24 protein-coding genes are annotated in these 19,865 nt (G+C 67.0%); 12 read left to right on the top strand and 12 right to left on the bottom strand.

The window, feature by feature from the left end; genetic code table 11:
- The first annotated feature begins 388 nt into the window (after positions 1–388).
- The 5 genes from EC86_RS0117845 to EC86_RS0117825 all read left to right on the top strand — a co-directional run bounded on the left by EC86_RS0117845 (position 389) and on the right by EC86_RS0117825 (position 5,682).
- Positions 389–2,011 (top strand): ABC transporter substrate-binding protein, encoded by a 1,623-nt coding sequence (locus EC86_RS0117845; protein WP_036773471.1) that lies wholly within the window; start codon positions 389–391, stop codon positions 2,009–2,011.
- A gap of 17 nt (positions 2,012–2,028) precedes the next feature.
- The gene (locus EC86_RS0117840) at positions 2,029–3,114 is read left to right on the top strand and encodes an ABC transporter permease (RefSeq protein WP_198026816.1); all 1,086 of its coding nucleotides are present in this window, start codon (positions 2,029–2,031) and stop codon (positions 3,112–3,114) included.
- Entirely contained in the window at positions 3,111–4,037 is a 927-nt protein-coding gene (locus EC86_RS0117835; protein WP_029527193.1) for an ABC transporter permease, read from the top strand. The genes EC86_RS0117840 and EC86_RS0117835 overlap by 4 nt, the downstream gene beginning before the upstream one ends.
- Positions 4,034–4,876: an ABC transporter ATP-binding protein gene (locus EC86_RS0117830; protein WP_029527191.1), complete on the top strand. Its 843-nt coding sequence runs from the start codon at positions 4,034–4,036 to the stop codon at positions 4,874–4,876. Before EC86_RS0117835 ends, EC86_RS0117830 begins: the two co-directional genes overlap by 4 nt.
- Before the next feature lie 71 nt (positions 4,877–4,947).
- A complete protein-coding gene (locus tag EC86_RS0117825; RefSeq protein ID WP_029527190.1) occupies positions 4,948–5,682 on the top strand; it encodes an ABC transporter ATP-binding protein in 735 nt (244 codons plus the stop codon).
- Between the two features lie 273 nt (positions 5,683–5,955).
- On the opposite strand, the gene EC86_RS0117820 is transcribed toward EC86_RS0117825, so the two are convergent.
- Positions 5,956–6,279, bottom strand: a complete 324-nt coding sequence (locus EC86_RS0117820) for an ElaB/YgaM/YqjD family protein (protein WP_029527189.1) — start codon at positions 6,277–6,279, stop codon at positions 5,956–5,958.
- A gap of 321 nt (positions 6,280–6,600) precedes the next feature.
- On the opposite strand from EC86_RS0117820, the gene EC86_RS0117815 reads away from it, so the two are divergent.
- Positions 6,601–7,518: an EamA family transporter gene (locus EC86_RS0117815; protein WP_029527188.1), complete on the top strand. Its 918-nt coding sequence runs from the start codon at positions 6,601–6,603 to the stop codon at positions 7,516–7,518.
- Between the two features lie 6 nt (positions 7,519–7,524).
- Here EC86_RS0117815 and EC86_RS0117810 read toward each other — a convergent pair whose 3' ends face one another.
- Together EC86_RS0117810 and EC86_RS29540 are read right to left on the bottom strand one after the other, a co-directional pair.
- The gene (locus EC86_RS0117810; RefSeq protein WP_029527187.1) at positions 7,525–8,388 is read right to left on the bottom strand and encodes a patatin-like phospholipase family protein; all 864 of its coding nucleotides are present in this window, start codon (positions 8,386–8,388) and stop codon (positions 7,525–7,527) included.
- Between the two features lie 130 nt (positions 8,389–8,518).
- Positions 8,519–8,818 (bottom strand): hypothetical protein, encoded by a 300-nt coding sequence (locus tag EC86_RS29540; RefSeq protein WP_198026815.1) that lies wholly within the window; start codon positions 8,816–8,818, stop codon positions 8,519–8,521.
- Here EC86_RS29540 and EC86_RS27885 point away from each other — a divergent pair.
- Complete coding sequence (locus EC86_RS27885; protein ID WP_198026814.1) at positions 8,817–9,311, top strand: NAD(P)-dependent oxidoreductase; 495 nt, start codon at positions 8,817–8,819, stop codon at positions 9,309–9,311. The genes EC86_RS29540 and EC86_RS27885 overlap by 2 nt on opposite strands.
- 53 nt (positions 9,312–9,364) lie before the next feature.
- Positions 9,365–9,622: a hypothetical protein gene (locus EC86_RS0117795; protein WP_029527186.1), complete on the top strand. Its 258-nt coding sequence runs from the start codon at positions 9,365–9,367 to the stop codon at positions 9,620–9,622.
- On the opposite strand, the gene pyrF is transcribed toward EC86_RS0117795, so the two are convergent.
- Genes pyrF through tsaB form a run of 4 tightly spaced genes read right to left on the bottom strand, consistent with a single transcriptional unit; the run spans position 9,619 to position 12,584 of the window.
- On the bottom strand, positions 9,619–10,458 hold the full coding sequence (gene pyrF / locus EC86_RS0117790; protein WP_029527185.1) for an orotidine-5'-phosphate decarboxylase: 840 nt from the start codon (positions 10,456–10,458) through the stop codon (positions 9,619–9,621). The two genes, EC86_RS0117795 and pyrF, sit on opposite strands and share 4 nt — an antisense overlap.
- Positions 10,459–10,482: 24 nt before the next feature.
- On the bottom strand, positions 10,483–11,283 hold the full coding sequence (locus EC86_RS0117785) for a uracil-DNA glycosylase family protein (RefSeq protein ID WP_029527184.1): 801 nt from the start codon (positions 11,281–11,283) through the stop codon (positions 10,483–10,485).
- 23 nt (positions 11,284–11,306) lie between these two features.
- Positions 11,307–11,801, bottom strand: coding sequence for a ribosomal protein S18-alanine N-acetyltransferase (gene rimI, locus EC86_RS0117780; protein ID WP_029527183.1), 495 nt, complete (start codon positions 11,799–11,801; stop codon positions 11,307–11,309).
- A 12-nt stretch (positions 11,802–11,813) separates the two neighbouring features.
- Positions 11,814–12,584 carry a tRNA (adenosine(37)-N6)-threonylcarbamoyltransferase complex dimerization subunit type 1 TsaB gene (tsaB, locus tag EC86_RS0117775; protein WP_029527182.1) on the bottom strand — a complete coding sequence of 257 codons (771 nt, stop codon included), beginning with the start codon at positions 12,582–12,584 and terminating at the stop codon, positions 11,814–11,816.
- A gap of 157 nt (positions 12,585–12,741) precedes the next feature.
- Between tsaB and dacB the strand changes: the two genes are divergently transcribed.
- From dacB to EC86_RS0117755, 4 genes are all read left to right on the top strand, one after another.
- On the top strand, positions 12,742–14,214 hold the full coding sequence (dacB, locus tag EC86_RS0117770; protein ID WP_036772353.1) for a D-alanyl-D-alanine carboxypeptidase/D-alanyl-D-alanine endopeptidase: 1,473 nt from the start codon (positions 12,742–12,744) through the stop codon (positions 14,212–14,214).
- Positions 14,214–14,510 carry a SemiSWEET family sugar transporter gene (locus tag EC86_RS0117765; RefSeq protein WP_036772350.1) on the top strand — a complete coding sequence of 99 codons (297 nt, stop codon included), beginning with the start codon at positions 14,214–14,216 and terminating at the stop codon, positions 14,508–14,510. Before dacB ends, EC86_RS0117765 begins: the two co-directional genes overlap by 1 nt.
- 78 nt (positions 14,511–14,588) lie before the next feature.
- On the top strand, positions 14,589–15,122 hold the full coding sequence (locus EC86_RS0117760) for a helix-turn-helix domain-containing protein (protein ID WP_029527178.1): 534 nt from the start codon (positions 14,589–14,591) through the stop codon (positions 15,120–15,122).
- Entirely contained in the window at positions 15,049–15,660 is a 612-nt protein-coding gene (locus tag EC86_RS0117755; protein ID WP_198026813.1) for an IS630 family transposase, read from the top strand. Before EC86_RS0117760 ends, EC86_RS0117755 begins: the two co-directional genes overlap by 74 nt.
- 67 nt (positions 15,661–15,727) lie before the next feature.
- On the opposite strand, the gene EC86_RS0117750 is transcribed toward EC86_RS0117755, so the two are convergent.
- Genes EC86_RS0117750 through EC86_RS28950 form a run of 5 tightly spaced genes read right to left on the bottom strand, consistent with a single transcriptional unit; the run spans position 15,728 to position 19,723 of the window.
- Positions 15,728–16,675, bottom strand: coding sequence for a M23 family metallopeptidase (locus EC86_RS0117750; protein WP_029527176.1), 948 nt, complete (start codon positions 16,673–16,675; stop codon positions 15,728–15,730).
- Positions 16,672–17,538 carry a CPBP family intramembrane glutamic endopeptidase gene (locus EC86_RS0117745; RefSeq protein ID WP_198026812.1) on the bottom strand — a complete coding sequence of 289 codons (867 nt, stop codon included), beginning with the start codon at positions 17,536–17,538 and terminating at the stop codon, positions 16,672–16,674. The genes EC86_RS0117750 and EC86_RS0117745 overlap by 4 nt, the downstream gene beginning before the upstream one ends.
- Positions 17,535–18,410 (bottom strand): DUF6920 family protein, encoded by an 876-nt coding sequence (locus EC86_RS0117740; protein WP_029527171.1) that lies wholly within the window; start codon positions 18,408–18,410, stop codon positions 17,535–17,537. Before EC86_RS0117740 ends, EC86_RS0117745 begins: the two co-directional genes overlap by 4 nt.
- A gap of 30 nt (positions 18,411–18,440) precedes the next feature.
- A complete protein-coding gene (locus tag EC86_RS0117735) occupies positions 18,441–19,556 on the bottom strand; it encodes an Acg family FMN-binding oxidoreductase (protein WP_029527169.1) in 1,116 nt (371 codons plus the stop codon).
- Positions 19,553–19,723 (bottom strand): hypothetical protein, encoded by a 171-nt coding sequence (locus tag EC86_RS28950; RefSeq protein ID WP_156955353.1) that lies wholly within the window; start codon positions 19,721–19,723, stop codon positions 19,553–19,555. Before EC86_RS28950 ends, EC86_RS0117735 begins: the two co-directional genes overlap by 4 nt.
- Positions 19,724–19,865 lie beyond the last annotated feature (142 nt).

Genomic DNA, 19,865 nt, shown 5'->3' with positions numbered 1-19,865 from the left:
CATCCCCGCGAAGGCGGGGAACCAGCAACGAGGGCTGAACGCTCACGTGCGCCTGGATTCCCGCCTGCGCGGCAATGACGGCCTTTCAAGCGGGCCGTGGACCGAGATTTATAAGTTTTCAAGGCGTTTGCGCATGTCCAGCATGCAAAGTCAGCTATTTTTTTAATAGCGACAACGCAGCGTTCATAATCCCGCATCACCCGATAGCCGCCACGCGATGCAAACCCGGGCCAGCACGTCTTGAGGCAACGCTGGCACAAGGCAAATTCATTGCGTGCAGCCCCCGCAAAAGCGGCAGAATGAACAGCGTGCATGGGCATGCTTCATGCATGCAAGACCATCAGGCCCATTCGCACAGACCCTTTCAAAGGAATTCATCTTGGCAACACTGACTTTCCCTTCTGCGTCCTCACCATCGCTTTCCCGCCGCGTGCTGTGCGCCACAGCCACGGCGGCTTTCCTGCTGTGCCACAGCGCGGGGGCGCTGGCGGCAACGCCCAAGGACACGCTGGTGATCGCCTTCGGTTTCGACGACATCATCACCATGGACCCGGCCGAGGCCTTCGAGCTGTCGGCCGGCGAAGTCATGGGCAACACCTACGACCGGCTGGTGCGGCTCGACGTGAACGACCCGTCCAGGCTGATCGGCGACGTGGCGAAATCGTGGACGGTGTCGCCCGACGGCAAGACCTATACCTTCGAGTTGAAACCGGGGCTGAAGTTTGCCTCGGGCAACGCGCTGACCGCCGAGGAAGTGATTTACTCGCTGCACCGGGCGGTGAGCCTGGACAAGTCGCCGGCCTTCATCCTGACGCAGTTCGGCTTCACCAAGGACAACGTCAAGGACAAGATCAAGGCCACCGGCCCGCTCACGCTGACAATGGAAACCGACAAGGCGTATGCGCCGACCTTCGTACTCAACTGCCTGACCGCCAACATCGGCGCCATCGTGGACAAGAAGCTGGTGATGTCCAAGGAGCAGAACGGCGACTGGGGCTACGCCTGGCTCAAGACCAATTACGCCGGCTCCGGCCCGATGAAGCTGCGCGAGTGGCGGGCGAACGAAATCGTCGCGCTGGAGCGCAATGACAACTACTACGGCCCCAAGCCGGCGCTGGCCCGCGTGATCTACCGCCATGTGAAGGAAGCCGCCACGCAGCGCCTGATGCTGGAAAAAGGCGACATCGACATTGCCCGCAACCTGAGCCCGCAGGACATCGCGGCCCTCTCGACCAACAAGGACATCAAGCTCACTTCGGCGCCCAAGGGCACGGTGTACTACATCAGCCTGAACCAGAAGAACCCGAACCTGGCCAAGCCCGAGGTGCGCGAGGCGCTCAAATGGCTGGTTGATTATTCGGCCATCGGCGACACGCTGATCAAGAACATCGGCGTCGTTCACCAGAACTTCCTGCCCATCGGCCTGCTCGGCGCGAGCAAGGAAACGCCGTACAAGCTCGACGTGGCCAAGGCCAAGGCGCTGCTGGCCAAGGCCGGCCTGCCGGGCGGCTTCAAGGTGACGATCGACATGCGCACCATCCAGCCGGTGCAGGGCATCACCGAGGCCTTCCAGCAGACCGCCAAGCAGGCCGGCATCGACATCGAGATCATTCCCGGCGACGGCAAGCAGGTGCTGACCAAGTACCGGGGCCGCACCCACGACATGTACATCGGCCAGTGGGGTTCCGACTACTGGGATCCGCACTCGAACGCCGACACCTTCACGCGCAACCCCGACAACGCCGACGACGCCAAGGCCAAGCCGCTGTCGTGGCGCAACGCCTGGGCGATTCCCGAACTGACGAAAAAATCGGACGCCGCCGTACTGGAGCGCGACGCGGGCAAGCGCAAGGCGATGTACGAGGAACTGCAGGCCGAATTCCGCAAGACCAGCCCCTTCGTCATGCTCTACCAGCAGACCGAGGTGGCCGCCTACCGCAGCAATGTCGATGGCCTGAAACTCGGCCCGACGTTTGACACCAACTACATGTTCAAGGTAGCCAAGCGCTAACGAACAGGTCACCCGTCTTGGCAGTTCCCGATCCCCTCGCCCTTAGTCCGGCGCCGCTGCTGGCGGCTGCCCGGCCCTCCCGCCATGCGCGCCGGCTGAACGCCCTCGGGCGTTTCCTGGTGGTGATTTTGCTGACCTACCTGGGCCTGCTCGCAGTCACCTTCTTCATCGGGCGGGTGATTCCGGTCGATCCGGTGCTGGCCATGGTCGGCGACAACGCGCCGCCGCATGTGGTGGCGCGGGTGCGCGAGGAAATGGGGCTGAACAAGCCGCTGTACACGCAGTTCTACATCTACCTGCGCAAGGTGCTGAGCGGCGACTTCGGCACGTCGGTGCTGACCGCCAACCCGGTGATGCAGGACATCCGCCGCGCCTTTCCGGCGACGATGGAGCTGGCCAGCCTGGGGATTCTCTTCGGCGCGGGTTTCGGCGTGCCGCTGGGTGTGTGGGCGGCGGTGCGGCGCGGCAAATGGGTCGATCAGGTGGTGCGCATCATCGGGCTGGTCGGCTATTCGGTGCCGATCTTCTGGCTCGGGCTGATGGCGCTGCTGGTGTTTTACGCCAGGCTCGGCTGGGTCGGCGGGCCGGGGCGCATCGACGTGGCCTATGAATTCACGCTGACGCCGGTCACCGGCCTGCTGTTGCTCGATACCGCGATGGCCGGCGAATGGGAGGCCTTTGGCAATGCGCTGTCGCACCTGATCCTGCCGGCGTCGCTGCTGGGCTACTTTTCCATGGCCTACATCAGCCGCATGACGCGCTCGTTCATGCTCAATGAACTGGCGCAGGAATACGTGATTGCCGCGCGCGCCAAGGGCCTGTCGGAGGCGCGCATCATCTGGCGCCATGCGCTGCGCAATGCCATGGTGCCGCTGGTCACGGTGATTGCGCTGTCGTACGCCGGGCTGCTCGAAGGCTCGGTGCTGACCGAAACCGTGTTTGCCTGGCCGGGGCTGGGCCTGTACATCACCAACTCGCTGCAAAACGCCGACATGAACGCGGTGCTGGGCGGCACCATCGTCGTCGGCTCGGTCTTCATCGGCCTCAATTTGCTGTCCGACCTGCTCTATACCCTGCTGGACCCGAGGACGCGCACGCGATGATGGATTCGACGCTTTTAAAACGCGAAAGCCTGCACGATTGGCTGATGTCGGACCGGCCGCTGTCGCGACGGCAGGCCGCGCTGGGCCGCGCTTACGGCGGCTGCCGCACGTTTGCGCGCAACCGGCTGGCCATGCTGGGGCTGTTCATCGTGCTGGCGCTGATTCTGGTGGCGATTTTTGCCGACCTGCTGGCGCCCTACTCGGCCTATATCGGCGACCTGCGCACCACGCGGCTCCTGGCACCGTCTTGGGCGCACTGGTTCGGCACCGACGACCAGGGACGCGACATCCTGTCGCGGCTGATCCACGGCTCGCGCATCACGCTGTTCGTCGTGGTCCTGGTCGCCGTGCTGGCCGCGCCCATCGGGCTGGTGGTCGGCACCGTGGCGGGTTACGCGGGCGGGCTGGTCGATGCGGCGCTGATGCGCATCACCGACATTTTTCTGGCGTTTCCGCGTCTGATTTTGGCGCTGGCGTTTGTCGCCGCGCTCGGCCCCGGCATCGAGAACGCGGTGATCGCCATTGCCATCACCTCCTGGCCGCCGTATGCGCGCATGGCGCGGGCCGAGACCTTGAGCATCCGCCAGACCGACTACATCGCCGCCGTGCAATTGCTGGGCGCCTCGCCGTGGCGCATCGTGCTGCGCCACGTCATGCCGCTGTGCCTGTCGTCGGTGATTGTCCGTGTGACGTTGGACATGGCGGGCATCATTTTGACGGCCGCCGGGCTGGGCTTTCTCGGCCTGGGCGCGCAGCCGCCCATGCCCGAATGGGGCGCGATGATTGCCAACGGGCGGCTGTATGTACTGGACCAGTGGTGGGTGGCGGCTGCGCCCGGTGCGGCAATTTTTGTTGTCAGCCTGGCGTTCAATCTGCTCGGTGATGGGCTGCGCGATGCGCTGGACCCGAAGGGGGTCAAATGAATCCATCGCCTTTGCTGGTCGTCGAAGACCTGCGCGTCGCCTTTCCCAACCGCGACGGCGGCATGGTCGAAGCCGTGCGCGGCGTGTCGTTCACGCTAGGCCGTGAGCGGCTGGGCATCGTCGGCGAATCGGGTTCGGGCAAGTCGCAGACCGGCCGCGCCATCCTCGGCCTGACCGCGCCCGAAGGCGTTGTCACCGCCAGGCGGCTCGAATTCGGCGGCGTCGATTTGCTGCACTGCCCACCAAAACAGCGGCGCGCCCTGCGCGGCGGGCGCATCGCCATGGTGCTGCAGGACCCAAAGTTCTCGCTCAACCCGGTGATGACGATTGGCGCGCAGATCGTCGAGACGCTGCAGGCGCACACCCGCATCTCCGGCAGCGAGGCGAAAAAACGCGCGCTGGCGGCGCTCGAATCGGTGCGCATCGACGACCCGGCGCGGGTTTACAAGCTCTACCCACACGAAGTCTCGGGCGGCATGGGCCAGCGGGCGATGATTGCGATGATGCTGATTGCCGAGCCGGATATCCTGATCGCCGACGAGCCGACTTCGGCGCTGGACGTGACAGTGCAATTGCAGGTGCTGTCCATCCTCGACGCGCTGGTGGCCGAGCACGGGATGGGCCTGATACTGGTGTCGCACGATTTGCGGCTGGTGTCCTCGTTTTGCGACCGGATTCTGGTGATGTACGCCGGCCGGGTGGTCGAGGAACTGGCGGCGGGTGGGCTGGCGCAGGCAAAACATCCGTACACGCGCGGCCTGATGGCTTGTTTGCCGCAACTGGGCGCGTCCACGCACCCGCTGGCGACGCTGGACCGCCGGCCGGAGTGGGCGTTATGAACAGTGTGATCAGCGCAGCCGGCCTGAAGGCTTCAGGCGCAAGCCCGGCGCTGGGGCTGGAAGTCAGCGGCATGCGTGTCGTCTATGACGGCTTCGTGGCCGTGGCCAACACCTCGTTTTCCGTCGCACCGGGCGAAAGCTTCGGCATCGTCGGCGAATCGGGTTCGGGCAAATCGACGGTGCTGCGCGCCCTCTGCGGCCTGGCGCCCAAGGAATCGGGCACGGTGCAACTTGTTGGCGGCGCTGAAAGTCCCACGCCCGGCAGCAAGGCCTTCCGGCGCCGCGTGCAGATGGTGTTCCAGGACCCCTACGGCTCGCTACATCCCCGGCAGACGGTGGACCGGCTGCTGGCCGAGCCGCTGGCCATCCACGGCATTGCAGACGCCGAAACGCGCATCGAACGCGCGCTTGATGAAGTCGGACTCGGACAGGGCTTCAGGTTCCGCTACCCGCACCAGCTCTCGGGCGGGCAACGCCAGCGCATCGCGATTGCGCGCGCCCTGATCCTTGAGCCGCAGATCCTGCTGCTCGACGAACCCACGTCCGCGCTCGACGCATCGGTGCAGGCCGAGGTGCTGAACCTGCTCGAAGACCTGCGGCGGCGTCGCAACCTGACCTTCATCATGGTCAGCCACGACCTGGCGGTGGTCACGCATTTGTGCGAGCGGCTGATGGTGATGCAGCGCGGCCAGACGGTGGAAGTTTTGGCGTCCAGCGACCTGGTGGCCCGCCGCGTGGCGCAGCCCTACACCTTGAGTTTGATGCAGGCGTCGGCGGGCTTCCGGCGGGTGTCCGGGACGGCCTGAACCGGCAGTGCGCGCACACAAGAGCAGTGTTTAATGCTCCTGATTCAATAGCGGCTTGCGCATAGCCAGAAAGCGCTACAGGCATTATTTACTGAAATTTCCAGTCCGGGCGCTGGTTCTTTCAGGCACCGAAGACCCGCATTGGCGCAGCACACCTGGCTGGGCTGAAAAACAGAAGGCCTGCCGCCATGCGCAACAGGCCTTCACTATTTTCCCGACGCCAGCCCATAGCGAAGGGCCGGCAGGCGGCCAGGGCGCCGCCGTTTTTTTTGTTTACAGGCGCCGGCCCAGCAGCAGGCCGACCACCACGCCGACGCCTGCCGCCACGCCGATGGAGGTCCATGGCGACTCATGCACATAGTGGTCGGCGGCATGGGCGGCCTCGCGGGTGCGGGCAAGCAGCGCTTCCTCGGCATCGATCAGGCGGAACTTGGCTTCGCGCAGGCGGTTCTCGACGCGGCTGCGCAGCCTGGCCATTTTTTCTCCCGCCTGGTCCGCCGTGGCCGACAAGGTCTCTTCGGCGTCGGATATTTCCGAACGAATGGCGGAAACCAGTCGTTCCTGTGTCTGAACCAGGGTGGGGCTGTCATGGGACATGAATGAACCTTTCAAAAAAATAACTGAACCTTTAAAAGGTTAGCAGATTCGCCGCATTTTTCCGGTGTTCCGGCGCAGATTTCCATGCGGCAGACCTTGGGTTGCGCCCGCGCTGGAAAGGAAATGGAGCAGTGGCCAGGCCAGGCGAGCGCTGCCCTGGGGCCAAAAGCCGCAGGTGAGTAATAATCCAGAGGCCCATTGGCTTGCATGCCGCCCTTCCCACACGCCCTTGCAGACCTCCATTCCCGTTCCCACCATGCCCTTCTGCCCCCTGCCTCCGCGCGTCTTCATGCCTGCTGCAACCCGCTGCGGCGGTCAGCCTTGAGCGCCGCGCGCCTGAGCGGCCGCGAACTGGCGGCCGCACTGGTCGTGGTGCTGGTCTGGGGAGTGAACTTCGTCGCGATGAAGTTCGCCCTGCGCGACTTCACGCCGTTTCAGCTGGGCGCCGCCCGGTTCACCTTTGCTTTTCTGCCGCTGGCGCTGTTCATCCGGCCGCCGCAGGTGCCGTGGAAATGGGTGGTGCTGTACGGGCTGTTCCAGGGGGTCGGGCAGTTCGGCATCCTGTTCATCGCCCTGAAGATCGGCATGACGGCGGCGCTGGCGTCGGTGCTGCTGCAGACGCAAGTGTTTTTTACCGCGCTGTTTGGTTTTATCTTGCTGCAGGAGCGCGCCAGCCGGCCACTGCAGGCGGGCATGGTGCTGGCGGCGCTGGGCCTGGCCTGCTTTGGCACCAACTATGCCAGCCCCGGCGCGGCCAGCGGCACCACGGTGGCCGGCTTTGCGCTGACGCTGTGCGCCGCAGCCATGTGGGCGGCGTCGAACATCGTGGCGCGGCAGTTGCAAAAAGTCTCCAGCCACTACTCGCCGATTGCCTTCGTGGTCTGGAGCGGCGCGGCCGCCATCCTGCCCTTCATGGCGCTGTCATGGCTGTTTGACGACCCGGCCGTGCGCTGGCAGTGGCTGGACGCGGGCTGGACCAGCTGGCTGTCGATTGCCTACCTCGGCTGGGTGGCCACGGTGATCGGCTACAGCCTGTGGACCGGCCTGCTCAAGCGCCACCCGGCCAATCGCGTCTCGCCGTTCGGCCTGGGCGTGCCGGTGGTCGGCCTGGCCGCCGGCATGGGCGTGCTGGGCGAGACGGTCACGCCCTGGCAGTGGGCCGGCATTGCGCTGCTGGTGGCGGCGCTGGCCTGCGTGATGCTCGGCGGGCGGATGAAACGCTCTGCTGCGGTCTTATAAGCAGCTTTAGTGCGCATGCGGCCGCAGCGCGCCGGGAATGCCGTGCTGCTGCAGGCCGCCCTCCTCCAGCCAGTGGCAGGTGTTTTGCCTGGCCCGCTCGATCAGTTCATGCGCGCGCGAAAAGTCGTAGGCCGACGCCGTCAGCGGACACAGCGGCGGCACCGTCAGCACCTCGGCCCGGTCCGCCATCAACTCCAGGTCTTGCACCAGCTGATGCGCGATCACCATGTTCAGCGCATGCAGCGCGCTGGCGATGGCGCTGAGTGGCGGCTCGGTCAAGGCGCAGGCATAGCCGGTCGGCAACACGATCAGCCGGCGGGCGCCGAGCGCGACCGCCGTGGTGACCGGCGTGTTGCTGGCCACGGCGCCGTCGATCAGGTACTCGCCTTCGAGCCGCACCGGCGGAAAAATCGCCGGAATCGCGCAGCTGGCAAGGATCGCATCGACCGCCGGGCCGGACGACAGGCAGACCGATTTGCCGTTCAGCTGGCTGGTAGCGACGACATGCAGCGGCAGCGCCGCCTGCTCCAGCAGGCTGTACGGCAAATGTTGGGCGATCAACTCGCGCAGTCCACCCGAATCGACCAGCGAAGCCGAGCGCGAAAACAGCCCGACGATGCGGCTGAAGGTCATCGGAAAAATCGTGCTGCGCTTGAGCCCGCACCACAGCTGCTCCAGCCGCGCGATGCCGGCGAGCGTCGGGTCGCCAGCGAAATACGCGCCGTTGATCGCGCCGACCGAGGCGCCGATGACCAAATCGGACTGCACGCCGTATTCGACCAGCGCATGCAGCATGCCGACCTGCACCGCGCCGAAGCTGCCGCCGCCGGCAAATACAAAGGCGGTCTTGCCATTGGGATGGGATTCCATCTGCGCCTCCTTGGCTGGCCGGGGCAATTCCTGCGTCCAGCAGTTAACCACTGCTACTGTAGCGTGTCCGTGGCGCAAGCACAGGAAAAGCGCCTGAAACCCGGCACCAGTGCGACCCCGGCCGGGCTCGTCAGGCGCCATCGACGGCGCGCGACGCATCCCTGCCGTCCACATGGCCGAAGTAAAGAGCCAGCACGGGCAGCCGCCGGCCATCGGCCAGCGCGCGGCGGTCGTCTTGCGTCACGCCCAGACTGATGCCCCAGCCTGCCACGCACAGCGCATGCAGCGCGCGCACCTGGGAGACCTGCACCCATCCTTCCAGGCGCAGCACCTCGCCGCGCACCCCGTCAGGCCCTTGCAATCCAGCGTGGCGGGCCATGACGCCGTAGTCAGCGCCTGCAACCCGGGCTGGAGCGAGCCGCACATCCATGACCTGTTCCTGCAGGGCAGCCAGGCCCTCCTGGACGGCGTCAAGCCAGCGGGCGTGTCAACGCCTGCTGGTGGTCGGCGGCGCCGGCAGCCTGTACGTGGCGCCGGGCGTGCAGCTGGTGGACATGCCAGGGCTTCCCGCCGAACACCGGCAAGGCGCGCTGGCGGCCCGCGAATTCCCTAACCGGCGGCGGGCCGAAGGCGCGCTGGACTGGAGCGTTGTCTCACCGCCCATCGCCCTGGCGCCGGACGAGCGCACCGGCCAGTACCGGCTCGGCGCAGACGACCTGCGGCCCGGCCTGGGCTATGCGCCCGCAGGCATTTCGGTGGCAGACCGGGCCATGGCCATCGTTGATGAAATCGAGCAGCCTTGGCATCGGCGGCGGCGCTTTAGCGTGGCGCGCCAGAGGCGATCACCATTGCCAGCGACTGGCGAACCGGCCCTTGGCGCGGTGCGGCGCAGGTGGCAGACAGGCGCTTGCGGCAGCGTCTGACACCGGCTTGGCACAGTGCTGGGTAAGGTCGGGTTTTCAAAGGAAACTTAGTCATGACCGTTCCCCCGATTCGCTCCTTGAAGGAGCTCAAGGACTACGACCAGCGCCGGCCGAGCTTTCCGGGCGAGCACTGGCTGGTCTTTGGCGCTGGCCTGGCCGTGCTGATGGCGTCGCGCCGCAGCCCCTCGCTGCTTAAGCGAACCGCTGGTTCGGCGCTGGGCAGCGCCTTGCTGTACCGCGCGGCCAGTGGGCGCGATGGCCTGGCCAAGGTGTTGCCCTACCTGCCCATGGGCGGGCGGCGCTGGCCTTAAGCCAGCAGCGCGTCGGGACGCGCCGCCTGCAGCAAATCGCGTGTCCTGAGCGCTTCGCGCCGTGCGGCCCCGGCAAAGTCGTCGCCGGATGAGGCGTACAGGATGGCGCGCGATGAATTGACGATGATGGGCGCGTCCGGTCGCCAGCCGGCACGCACCGTGGCCACGGCATCGCCGCCCTGTGCGCCCACGCCGGGGATCAGCAACGGCAGCGAAGGCGCCACGGCGCGGACTTTTTCAATTTCCGCCGGATAGGTCGCGCCGACCACCAGCCCCAACTGGCCGTTGAGGTTCCACGGGCCTTGCGCCAGCCGGGCGATGTGCTCGTACAGCAGCGGCTGGCCTTCGACCGACGCGAGGCGCTGGCTTTGCAGGTCGTCGCCGCCGGGATTGGACGTGCGGCAGAGCAAAAAAGCGCCCTTGCCGTGGTACTGCAGGTAGGGCGCGACCGAGTCAAAGCCCATGAAGGGCGACAGCGTGACCGCGTCGGCGCCGTAGCGCTCGAAAGCCTCGATGGCGTACTGGCCGGCGGTGCTGCCGATGTCGCCGCGCTTGGCGTCGAGGATGACGGGCACCTGTGGCGCGCTGCGGCGCATGTGTTCAATCAGGCGCTCCAGCTGGTCTTCAGCGCGGTGGGCGGCAAAGTAGGCGATCTGCGGCTTGAAGGCCATCGCCAGGTCGGCGGTTGCATCGACGATAGCGGCGCAAAAATCGTAAATCCGGCGGGCGTCGCCCTTGAGTTTTCCGGGAAACCGCGCCGGATCGGGGTCCAGCCCGACGCACAGCATGGAATGATTCTGGCGTTCTGCGGCGCCGAGCATGTCAAGAAAGGTCATGCCCTTATTGTAAGAAGCGCGAAGTCAGCTTGCGCTTGCCGCCAGGCCCATGGCCAGGCACAGGTCGTCCCAGGCCTTGGCCTTGTCCTGCGGGCAGCGCAGCAGGTAGGGCGCGTCATGCGTCACCACGGCGGCGCGGCCGTGCAGCGCATGCGGCTGGCCGCGCAGCTTGCCGAAGGGCTCGCTGGACGCCAGCAGCGCCTGCGCCGCCAGCCGGCCCATGACCAGCACCACGTCGGGCCGCGACTGCTCGACCAAGGCCGACAGCGCGGCGGAAAATTCGTCCATCGCTCCGGAAATCGCCTGGCGCACCAGCGGCGCGAACAGCACGGCGCCGGCGTCCTGGTGCAGACGGGCGGCGCGCAGCATGTTGTCGAGCAGCCGGCCGGCATCGCCGTCGAAAGCCGGGGCGTGCAGCGCGGCGGGCGGTATTTGCGCCAGCACCAGCCAGCGCGCACCGCCGGCCCGCGCGGTGTCGGCATAGAGCAGCTGCGCCTGGCCCAGGCGCCAGCCGGGCGGGGCGGCGCCGTCCGGGGTGTGGCCGGACGGCGCAGGCGCAGGCGGCGCCGGAGGCGCAGCGCGGGCGGGCCGGGGCGGCGGCGCATCCTGCCGGGCGGCTGGCGCCGGGGACGCGGAAGCAGGCGCCAACGCCCTGTCCGCCTGAAAGTTTTGTCCAAAACCGGCTTTTTCGCTTGCTGAGCCTGCATAAGCAGCTATGACTTCGATAGCAACCGGCAGGTCGGCCGCCGGTGCCAGCGGCTGCCAGACCCGCACGCCCATTTCCTGCAGCATGGCGCGCTGGCGCTTGTCGAGGTTCAGGCTCATGGTGGGCGACTTTCCATCAGGATTCACAACTTCAGGCTCATGACGATGGCGTCCTCGCCCCTGGGCGATGCCGCGCTGGCCGGGTAGTAGTTGCGCCGCATGCCGACTTGGCGAAAGCCATGGCTTTCATACACCGTCCGGGCGCGCACATTGCTGACGCGCACTTCGAGCCACAGCCACTGCGCGCCTTGAGCGCGCGACCAGATGCCGAGCGCATCGAGCATCACCCGCGCCCAGCCCTGGCGATGAAAGGCGGGCGCCACCGCGATGTTGAGCAGATGCACCTCGTCCACGCCCTTCATGGCGACAAAATAGCCGAGCAGCTCGGGCTGTTCCGCCGGGCCGGCGGTCAGCAGCTGCGCCTGGTAGCCGGCGTGGAGCGAGTCGAGGAAACTGCGCTCGCTCCAGGGATGCGGATAAGCGCTTTGCTCCACCCGCAACACCGTTGGCAGCCAGGCGGGCGTCATGGTTTCGAAGCGGGCTTCGAGCGGCTGGAGAGGCTGAAGGGTGGCGTTCATGGTCAAGGCCGGTCAGCTTTCCAGCGGAATCGCCGGCGCGGCCAGGGCATCGGCCTTGATGCGGGCGCGCTCGTCGGTGGTCTGGGCAACCTTGTCGCGCACATACAGCGGCAGGGCCAGACTCGCCTCGATGCAATGCCCGGCGGTGGCCAGCGCGGGCGCCAGGCGCAGCAGCGCGGTGGCGGTCGGATAGGCCTCGATGCAGTCCAGCCTGGCCAGGGCCTCGGGCAGCCGGCCGGCGTACACGCCGAACACATTGCCGGCCAGCAGCCGGGCCGACCCGTCAGTCACCAGGTTTTCGGGCCGAATCAGCTCGCAGTCCTTGACGGACATGCATGAGCCGCTCCTGAATTGATGGCTCTGCACATACATCTCGTCCATTCGGGCATCGAGCAGCGCCATGACGGTCAAGGGCGCGTCATTGCCGGTCGCAGCTCCGAACCGCTGGAAGCGCGCTTCATCGGCCACCGCCGCCAGCGTGTCGATGGGCAGCACCGGGATGCCCGCGCCGTGGTTGGCGCCAGAGGCCAGGCCCTGCGCCACCGCGCAGGCGGTGCGCAAGCCGGTGAACGAGCCCGGCCCCCGGCCAAAGGCAATCGCGTCCAGATCGCCCAAGCCCAGGCCGGACTCGGCCAGCAACGCCAGGATCGCAGGGATCAGGGTGGTCGAGGCTTGCGCGCCGCCCGGGCTGCTGTGCTGCCAGACGCGCGCGCCGTCGGTCACGGCAATCGACAGGCGGTCGGTGCTGGTGTCAAAAGCGAGGAATTTAAAAGGTTTAGGCATCAAATAAGGCTTTTGCGCTTATTGCATAAGCGCAAGCAGCTATCAAAATCATAGTTATTCAAGCGCCGTGGACCGCCAGCTTGAGAACGGGCGGCGGTGCGCATCCGACGATTATCCTGCCTGCCAGCGTGCCAGTGCCGCAGCCGATAATTGCGACATGCTTTTGCCCCCCTTACCGACCCGATCCCGCGCGCGCCTGGCCGCCGGCCTGCTGGCGCTGCTCGCCAGCGCGTGCGCAAGCGCCCAAACCCTGCCGCCCGAGGTCGATGCGCTGCTGGCGCGCGCCAAGGTGCCGCGCGAAGCCTTCGCCGCCGTGGTCGTCGATGCCGCGCCGGCGCTCAACGGAAAAACCGCGCCGCTGCTCAGCTACCGCGCCGGCAGCACCATGAACCCGGCGTCGGTGATGAAGCTGGTCACGACCTATGCCGGGCTGGAACTGCTTGGCCCAGCCTACACCTGGGCCACGCCGGTCTACACCGATGGCCCGGTAGCCGATGGCGTGCTGAACGGCAACCTGGTCATCCAGGGCCGGGGCGACCCGAAGCTGGTCATGGAGCGGCTGTGGCTGCTGCTGCGCCGGGTGCAGGGCCTGGGTATCAAAAGCATCAACGGCGACATCGTGCTCGACCGCAGCGCCTTTGCGGCATCTAGCCAGAACCCCGGCGACTTCGACGGCGAGGCGCTGCGCCCCTACAACGTGCAGCCCGATGCGCTGCTGGTGAACTACAAGTCGGTGGTGATGACGTTTGCGCCGAATCCGGGCAGCGGCAGCGCCAGCATCAGCTACGACCCGCCGCTGGCCGGCGTGCGGATGCAGGCCAGCGTGCCGCTGTCGGCGGGCAGCAACGGCCGCGCCGCACTGACCGACTGCGGCGACTACCGCGCGCAGCTCCAGCCCGACCTGGCCGATCCGCTGCGCATGGCGTTTGCCGGCAGCTACCCGGTGGCCTGCGGTGAAAAGACCTGGGCCATCGCCTCGGCCGACCCGGCCAGCTATGCCCAGCGGGCGATTGCCGGGCTCTGGCAGGAAATGGGTGGCCAGTTGAAAGGCCGGGTGCGCGAGGGCACGGCGCCGCCCGGCCTGGCGCCAGCGTTCGAGATGGCGTCGCCGTCCTTGGCCGAGGTGATCCGCGACATCAACAAGTTCAGCAACAACGTGATGGCGCAGCAGCTGTTTTTGACGCTCAGCCTGCAGCGCCCCGGCGGCGCGAGCAACGAGGCGTCGCGCGAGGCGGTGCGCGGCTGGTGGCTGGCGCGCTTTGGCCCGCAGGATGTGCCGGTGCTGGACAACGGCTCGGGCCTGTCGCGGGGCGAGCGCGTCACGCCGCAGGGCCTGGCGCGCATGCTGCAGACCGCGTATGTGTCGGGCGCCATGCCCGAGCTGATGGCGTCGCTGCCGATCACCGGCGTCGATGGCACCTTGAAGCGCAGCCGATCGCAGGTGTCGCAGGGCTGGGCGCACCTGAAGAGCGGCACGCTGCGCGACGCCACCGCGCTGGCCGGCTACGTTCACACGCCCAGCGGCCGGCGCCTGGTGGTGGTCGGCATCGTCAACCATGCCAACGCCCCGGCGGCGCGCCCGGCGTTAGAGGCGCTGGTGGACTGGGCCGTGAAGGAAGGCAGCCGCTGATGGTGATCAGCTTGATCGACGTCGTCGGCTCGGCGGCGGCCTTTTTGACGACCGCGAGCTTCCTGCCGCAGGCCTGGCTGAGCTTTCGCACGCGCGATGTCAGCGGCGTGTCGCTGGGGATGTACAGCGTGTTCACCGCCGGCGTGGCGCTGTGGCTGGCCTACGGCGTGCTGCTGGACTCCTGGCCCATGATGATTGCCAACACCATTACCCTGGCGCTTGCGGTGATGATCCTGGGAATGAAACTGGCTTACGGCCGGTCACCGGCTGCGAAGCAAGGGTCCGGCACGCAGTAATACCAATCCCAAGATATAGAGAACCAAAGCCAGCGATCGGAGTCAGAGCAGTCTTGGCTCTCGCAGGAGATTACGAAAATGTTATCTCAGCACATCATTGATCAGCTGCATCCCTATGATTTCGACCGACTGGCCCACAAGGAAAAGGATGGGCGCCGGCGACTGCGCCTGATTGCTCTGGCGCACCTCAAGGACGGCAAGAGCTATCCCGAAGTGGCCGCTGCCCTGCGCGTGCCCCGCCACGCCGTCATGCGCTGGGTGCAGTGGTTTAGCGCTGGCGGCGTGGCCCGTCTGGCCGGCCTGCCGCACGACCGGAGGACGCAGCGCCTTGCCAAAGAGCACGAAGAGGCGTTTCGCCAGGCGGTCGAGAAACTGCAGGGCGAACGCGGCGGCGGGGGGGTGCGGGGCGAAGACATCCGCCAGTTGCTGGCCGGGCAGTTTGGCGTGGCCTACAGCCTGAACGGTGTGTATGACCTGATGAAGCGCTTGGGCATGGTGTGGATTTCGGCCCGCGCCGTCAGCCCCTACGCCGATCCGGTTGCACAAGCCGAATTCAAAAAAAAACTTCGTCCAGGAAGTCGCCGCAACGCTGCCGCCAGGCGTTGCGCCTGAACAGGTGGACATCTGGTTCCAGGATGAAATGCGCATCGGCCAGCGCGGCACGCAAACGCGCCTGTGGGCACGCAAGGGAACGCGGCCCCGGGTGGTGCGTCAGCAGCAGTCCGAATCGGCCTACGTCTTTGGCGCCGTCTGTCCACAGCAGGACAGTGCCATCGGTCTGGTCATGCCGCAGGCCAATACCGAGGCGATGGCCCATCACCTGCAGGCTTTGAGTGAGGCGGTGCCTGCGGGGCGCCACGCCGTACTGGTGCTGGACCGCGCGGGATGGCACACCACGCCCAAACTGCCGCAGTTCCCGAACGTTTCATTGTTGCCGCTGCCAGCGGGTTCGCCCGAGCTCAACCCGGCCGAGCAGGTGTGGCAGCAACTGCGCGACCGGCACCTGGCCAATCGCTGCTACGAAGGCTACGAACAGATTGTTGACGCCTGCTGCGACGCCTGGAATGCCTTCATGCAGATCCCTGGCGCCATCCGCTCTTTGTGCTCCCGCAGCTGGGCAGTGCTGCCTTCGGCTTCGGTTATTTCATGACACGGGATTGGTATAAGTTCCTGCTTCAGCGCCACTGCTGCCACGAACAGCCCAGGCGGACGCCTGCTCAAGGCGACACGATGCGGTCGCCGCGCACCGGAAAGCGGCCGCCGAAAAGGATGGGCAGCGGATCGCCACCCAGCGCTGCGCCGGCCGGGCCCGGGGTCTGCGCATGGACATGCAGGTGCGGCTCACCGGTATTGCCCGAGTTGCCGGCCGCTCCCAGCCAGTCGCCGACGGCAACCGTGGCCCCTGCGGGAACCTGGACGCTGCCGGGACGCAGGTGGCCGAGCAGCACATCGGCCCCGGCACATCGCAGCATCACATGGTTGCCCGCCAGGTGGTCACGGTCCACCTCGGGCACCTGCATGTCGGGCAGCCCGTCCACGGCGAACACCACCTGGCCGGCGCACGGCGCGAGCACGCGGGCGCCGTGGATGCGATAGGCGCCCGGGTCGGCAGGCAGCACACCGCGGGCTCGAAGCCCGAACGCGCCGAGCTTGACGATGTCGACGCCATACGACTGCCCGCGCCAATCGCGCAATCGGGGAATGCTGGCATCAAGGGTCATGAGGTGCGCGTTGGTGTTGATGTCGCTGCCACCATTGACGACCAGGTAGACGCCAGGCTCCAGCGGGAACGCCAAGGCCACCGCACGCACCGGCGGCGCGGTCCGGCTGCGCAGCGCGATGGCAACGCCGTAGGCCGACGCCGCGCCCAGCGCAACAAAGAGCCCCGCGACCATCCACCCGCCCCAGGTCGCAGGCAGCCTGGATGCGAAAGGCCGGATTCGGCGCAGCCCCGCCCCCGCCGCCGCCGCCAGCGCCAGTCCGAATGCATAAGGCGCCCACCAGGGCGGCAGCAGCCAGACGCCCAGCAAGGCCATCGCCCACAGCGTCATGGCGCTGCCGGTGAGCTGAATGCCAAACCCGAACCGGCTCCGTGGCGGCGCGAACCCGATCCAGGCAATCAGGACCAGAGGCAGTGCGAACTGAGCCCAGAAAAGCAGGGTCACGGGGCCCGTTTCGGTTGCGAAAACGCCGGGCCGCCGAATCGCGGTTGCGCCAGCAGCCCCAGCGCCACCAGAACCAGCAGCGCCACCACCAGCGCGTAGGGCCAGTAACTCTCGCCGGTTGGCAACACCGGGATGATGGACGGCCAGGCGTTGATGGCGGTGTGAAGCACCAGGGCCGGCACCACGCTGCCCGCGGTGTGACGGGCAAGCCATGCGAAAAGGACGGACATCGCCACGACGCTGAGCAGGAACAGCGCCAGCGGAATGTGGGCTTGCGAGGTGCCGTCGATGAAAAACAGCGGCAGGTGCCACACGCCCCATGCGGCCCCCAGCACCAGGCTGGCAATGCGCCAGCCGTGGCGATCCTGCAGTTGGCCCAGCGCATACCCGCGCCAGCCGAATTCCTCGCCCACCGGTCCGCCGACCAGGAAAATCAAAAAGAAATTCACCGCTGCCATCAGCACATGCCCGGCGGCCGGCGAGGGCGCGATGGCGCCGCCCAGCGCGATGTGCATGGCCGCCGCCAGCGACATCAGGGCAAGGGGCAGGAAAAAGGCGAGCGCCATCCACCCGGCACCCACGCGCCATTGCAGGCAACGCCCGAACCAGACGCGCAGGCCGGCTCGCCCGCCGCCATACGCAACGACAAGCACTGCGGCCATGCTGGGGCCGAAACTGCCCAGGAACATCAGCAGCGTGGCAAGCAGCGACGACTGGGCCTTGAGCGCTGGCGACAGCAGCCAGCAGGTCCACGACCAGGCAAACGTCAGGGCGAAAAAACCGGTCAGCGGATGCCGCCGCAGCCAGGGCTCACGCGTCAAGCCGGGCACGCCGGCAACTGCGGCTGCCACGCGCGGCGTCACGGCGCGAACTCGTAGGTCAACGACGTGACGGCGCCGACAAAGTAGGGCTTGCGCCCTTGCGGCCGTAGCCAGGCGGCCTCGCCCGTGAGCGGCACCGTCATGCCGCCCTGCACCTGGTAGTCGGACCAGCGGCCTTCCCAGGGAAGCATGACCATTTCCTTGCCCACCATGGCGCCCCGCGCCTCGGCGCGCGCTGAATCGATCAGGCCGGCGTCGTTAAAGCTGAACAGCAGCGTCAGCCTGAGCGGGCCGTCCACGATGCTGGCATGCGCCGAGCGGTCGTCGAGCGCCTCCCAGCGCACGCCCTGGCTGGGCAGCAGCGCAGTCGGGTACCACGCCATTTCGGCGAAAAAGCGCATGAGCTCGCCGCGGGCATTCTCGCCGCCGCCGTGAACGTCGGCCACCGGGAACAAGCCTAAAGCCGCAGCGTGCAGCAGGCCCTGGCCAGCGATGTAGCCGTCGCGCACGCGCACCGCCAAACCGGGCAGCATGGACACCTGGGCGTCCCACAGGAAGCCCGGCCGGCGGGTGACGACGCGTTGCCGCGAAGTGAACGGCTTCCACTGCGCGCCGGTGGCCGACAGGTTGAAGCGGCCGGCGAGTTCGACCGTGACGGCGGCGATGATCGGCTGGCCGTCCTTCAGCGCCGCGCGGAAGTAGCGTTGCACCGGCGCGGGCAGGCCGTCGAGTTCGCGCGGGTCGAAGCGCGCCGGGGACGGCAGCCCAACCTTTTCGTCAATTCGCCCCGCTTCGAGCCGGCGGGTCAGCGTTCGCGTGGTGTCGGTCCACCGTTTGGCGCCATACGCCGAGAGGCCGACGGCAGCGACCGCCAGCAAGCACAACGCCAGACCGAGCCACGGCAGCCACGTCATCAGGTTTCCTTGGTGCCGGACCAGGTGCTGTCAGACCAGCACGGCCTGAACCGGGCGGCGCAGGGACGGTGGCATGGTCGGTCCGCGGCCAAAGCGCACCACCAGGTCGGGACGCAGGCCGGCCAGCCCGATGGCTGTGGCGAACTGCGGCCGAACCGATGCCACTTCGACCGGCTGGTTCAAAAACGCGTTGCGAATGCCCAGCGCCGTGGCCTGCAGCGCGAAGCGTTCGTAGCAGCGGCCCACGTCCACCCAGTGCGCCTTGTCGGCGGTTGTGCCGACAAACACCGCGATGCCGGCGGAGCTGCGAATCTGCCGCGCGTACTTGTCGTTCTCGCCCGTCGGCGTGAAGAACCGTTCGAAAGCGAGATTGCCCAGCCAGGCAGGAATGTTCGGATTGCCCGAGGACGCGCTGTACAAGCCGTCTCTCAAGCGCACCGCGTCGGCGCCGTTGAAGCGGATCCAGGCCTTGAGCTCCTTGACGAAGGCCGGATCGGCCATCTGGGCCGTGTTGCCCTGGACCACATAGTCGAGCGTCTGTTCCATCGCGGCTCTATCGGTCAACAGCAGCAAACGTGTGTCGTCTGAGCTGCCCGCGCGCTGCAACAGGCCGAGTTCTTCGTTCGACAGCGGCTTCGCATCGTAGTCGCCACGGGTGCATTGCCGCTGGGCCATCGCCTTGAACAAGGCCGAGGCCTGGGCCCGGGCGGGCTCAAGCGCCACGCGCACGACGTCGCGCGCCGTGTCGAAACGGGCATCGCCCATGAGCCCGTGGGCCAGCGCGGCCTGGGTCAGGTTTTCGGCAGCGCAGCCCAGCGACACGAAAAGGTGATGGTCGTCGGGGTCCACCGCCGGGCATCGCCGCGACAGGTCGGGCATGAGGGTGATGGCGTTGCGCTGGTCCTTGTCGTCGAGGGAAAATTTCCAGCACTGCGTGTTGTGGCTGGACGGCGCGAGCGTGGCGTAGCGCACCAGTTCCCGGCCCAGCGCGGCGCCTTCGAAACCATCAACGCCGCCAAGGCGCCAGGTTTGACGCGCGACCGTCTCGTAGCTCTGCGCCGCAGGGTCGGGCGAGCAGCCAGGCATCGCCCCGGCGCCGCCAAAAAGCAAAGGCGCCGAAGCGGCGAAACGTCTGCGGTTGATCATGTTGGAGGCGCTCCATGCGGCAGGCGTGCCGTGGCCAGCAAGCCGATGGCCACTGTCGCGATGACTGCGACGGCCAAGGCTGCGAGAAACACCTGTGCAGGCCACGCCGCATCGTTGTAGTCGCGAAATACACCGTAAAACTCCCCGGATGAGAACGGTATTTGCATGGCCTTCAATGTAAGGGGCGTCGACGGCCGCAGTCTGTGCGCTGCCGCACGGGACATGGCGGCGCCTCCTCCGCGCGGGCCTGGTTAACGCACGCCGCTGGAGTCACACGCCCGATCGCCAGATTTAAGGTTGAACGATCAT

This window comes from Polaromonas glacialis, assembly GCF_000709345.1.
GTDB lineage: Bacteria > Pseudomonadota > Gammaproteobacteria > Burkholderiales > Burkholderiaceae_C > Polaromonas > Polaromonas glacialis.
Note: the sequence above shows the minus strand (reverse complement) of the source record. Positions and strands in the feature narration are given on the sequence as shown.

Bases quoted from the DNA above. Each gene is read 5' to 3' on its own strand.
- EC86_RS0117740 (WP_029527171.1), bottom strand. From the start codon at position 18,410: ATGACGTGGCTGCCGTGGCTCGGTCTGGCGTTGTGCTTGCTGGCGGTC.
- dacB (WP_036772353.1), top strand. From the start codon at position 12,742: ATGCTTTTGCCCCCCTTACCGACCCGATCCCGCGCGCGCCTGGCCGCC.
- tsaB (WP_029527182.1), bottom strand. From the start codon at position 12,584: ATGCCTAAACCTTTTAAATTCCTCGCTTTTGACACCAGCACCGACCGC.
- EC86_RS27885 (WP_198026814.1), top strand. From the start codon at position 8,817: ATGACCTGTTCCTGCAGGGCAGCCAGGCCCTCCTGGACGGCGTCAAGC.
- rimI (WP_029527183.1), bottom strand. From the start codon at position 11,801: ATGAACGCCACCCTTCAGCCTCTCCAGCCGCTCGAAGCCCGCTTCGAA.
- EC86_RS0117830 (WP_029527191.1), top strand. From the start codon at position 4,034: ATGAATCCATCGCCTTTGCTGGTCGTCGAAGACCTGCGCGTCGCCTTT.
- EC86_RS28950 (WP_156955353.1), bottom strand. From the start codon at position 19,723: ATGCAAATACCGTTCTCATCCGGGGAGTTTTACGGTGTATTTCGCGAC.
- EC86_RS0117795 (WP_029527186.1), top strand. From the start codon at position 9,365: ATGACCGTTCCCCCGATTCGCTCCTTGAAGGAGCTCAAGGACTACGAC.
- EC86_RS0117820 (WP_029527189.1), bottom strand. From the start codon at position 6,279: ATGTCCCATGACAGCCCCACCCTGGTTCAGACACAGGAACGACTGGTT.
- EC86_RS0117825 (WP_029527190.1), top strand. From the start codon at position 4,948: ATGCGTGTCGTCTATGACGGCTTCGTGGCCGTGGCCAACACCTCGTTT.
- EC86_RS0117810 (WP_029527187.1), bottom strand. From the start codon at position 8,388: ATGGAATCCCATCCCAATGGCAAGACCGCCTTTGTATTTGCCGGCGGC.
- EC86_RS0117760 (WP_029527178.1), top strand. From the start codon at position 14,589: ATGTTATCTCAGCACATCATTGATCAGCTGCATCCCTATGATTTCGAC.
- EC86_RS29540 (WP_198026815.1), bottom strand. From the start codon at position 8,818: ATGGATGTGCGGCTCGCTCCAGCCCGGGTTGCAGGCGCTGACTACGGC.
- EC86_RS0117765 (WP_036772350.1), top strand. From the start codon at position 14,214: ATGGTGATCAGCTTGATCGACGTCGTCGGCTCGGCGGCGGCCTTTTTG.
- EC86_RS0117735 (WP_029527169.1), bottom strand. From the start codon at position 19,556: ATGATCAACCGCAGACGTTTCGCCGCTTCGGCGCCTTTGCTTTTTGGC.
- EC86_RS0117835 (WP_029527193.1), top strand. From the start codon at position 3,111: ATGATGGATTCGACGCTTTTAAAACGCGAAAGCCTGCACGATTGGCTG.
- pyrF (WP_029527185.1), bottom strand. From the start codon at position 10,458: ATGACCTTTCTTGACATGCTCGGCGCCGCAGAACGCCAGAATCATTCC.
- EC86_RS0117785 (WP_029527184.1), bottom strand. From the start codon at position 11,283: ATGAGCCTGAACCTCGACAAGCGCCAGCGCGCCATGCTGCAGGAAATG.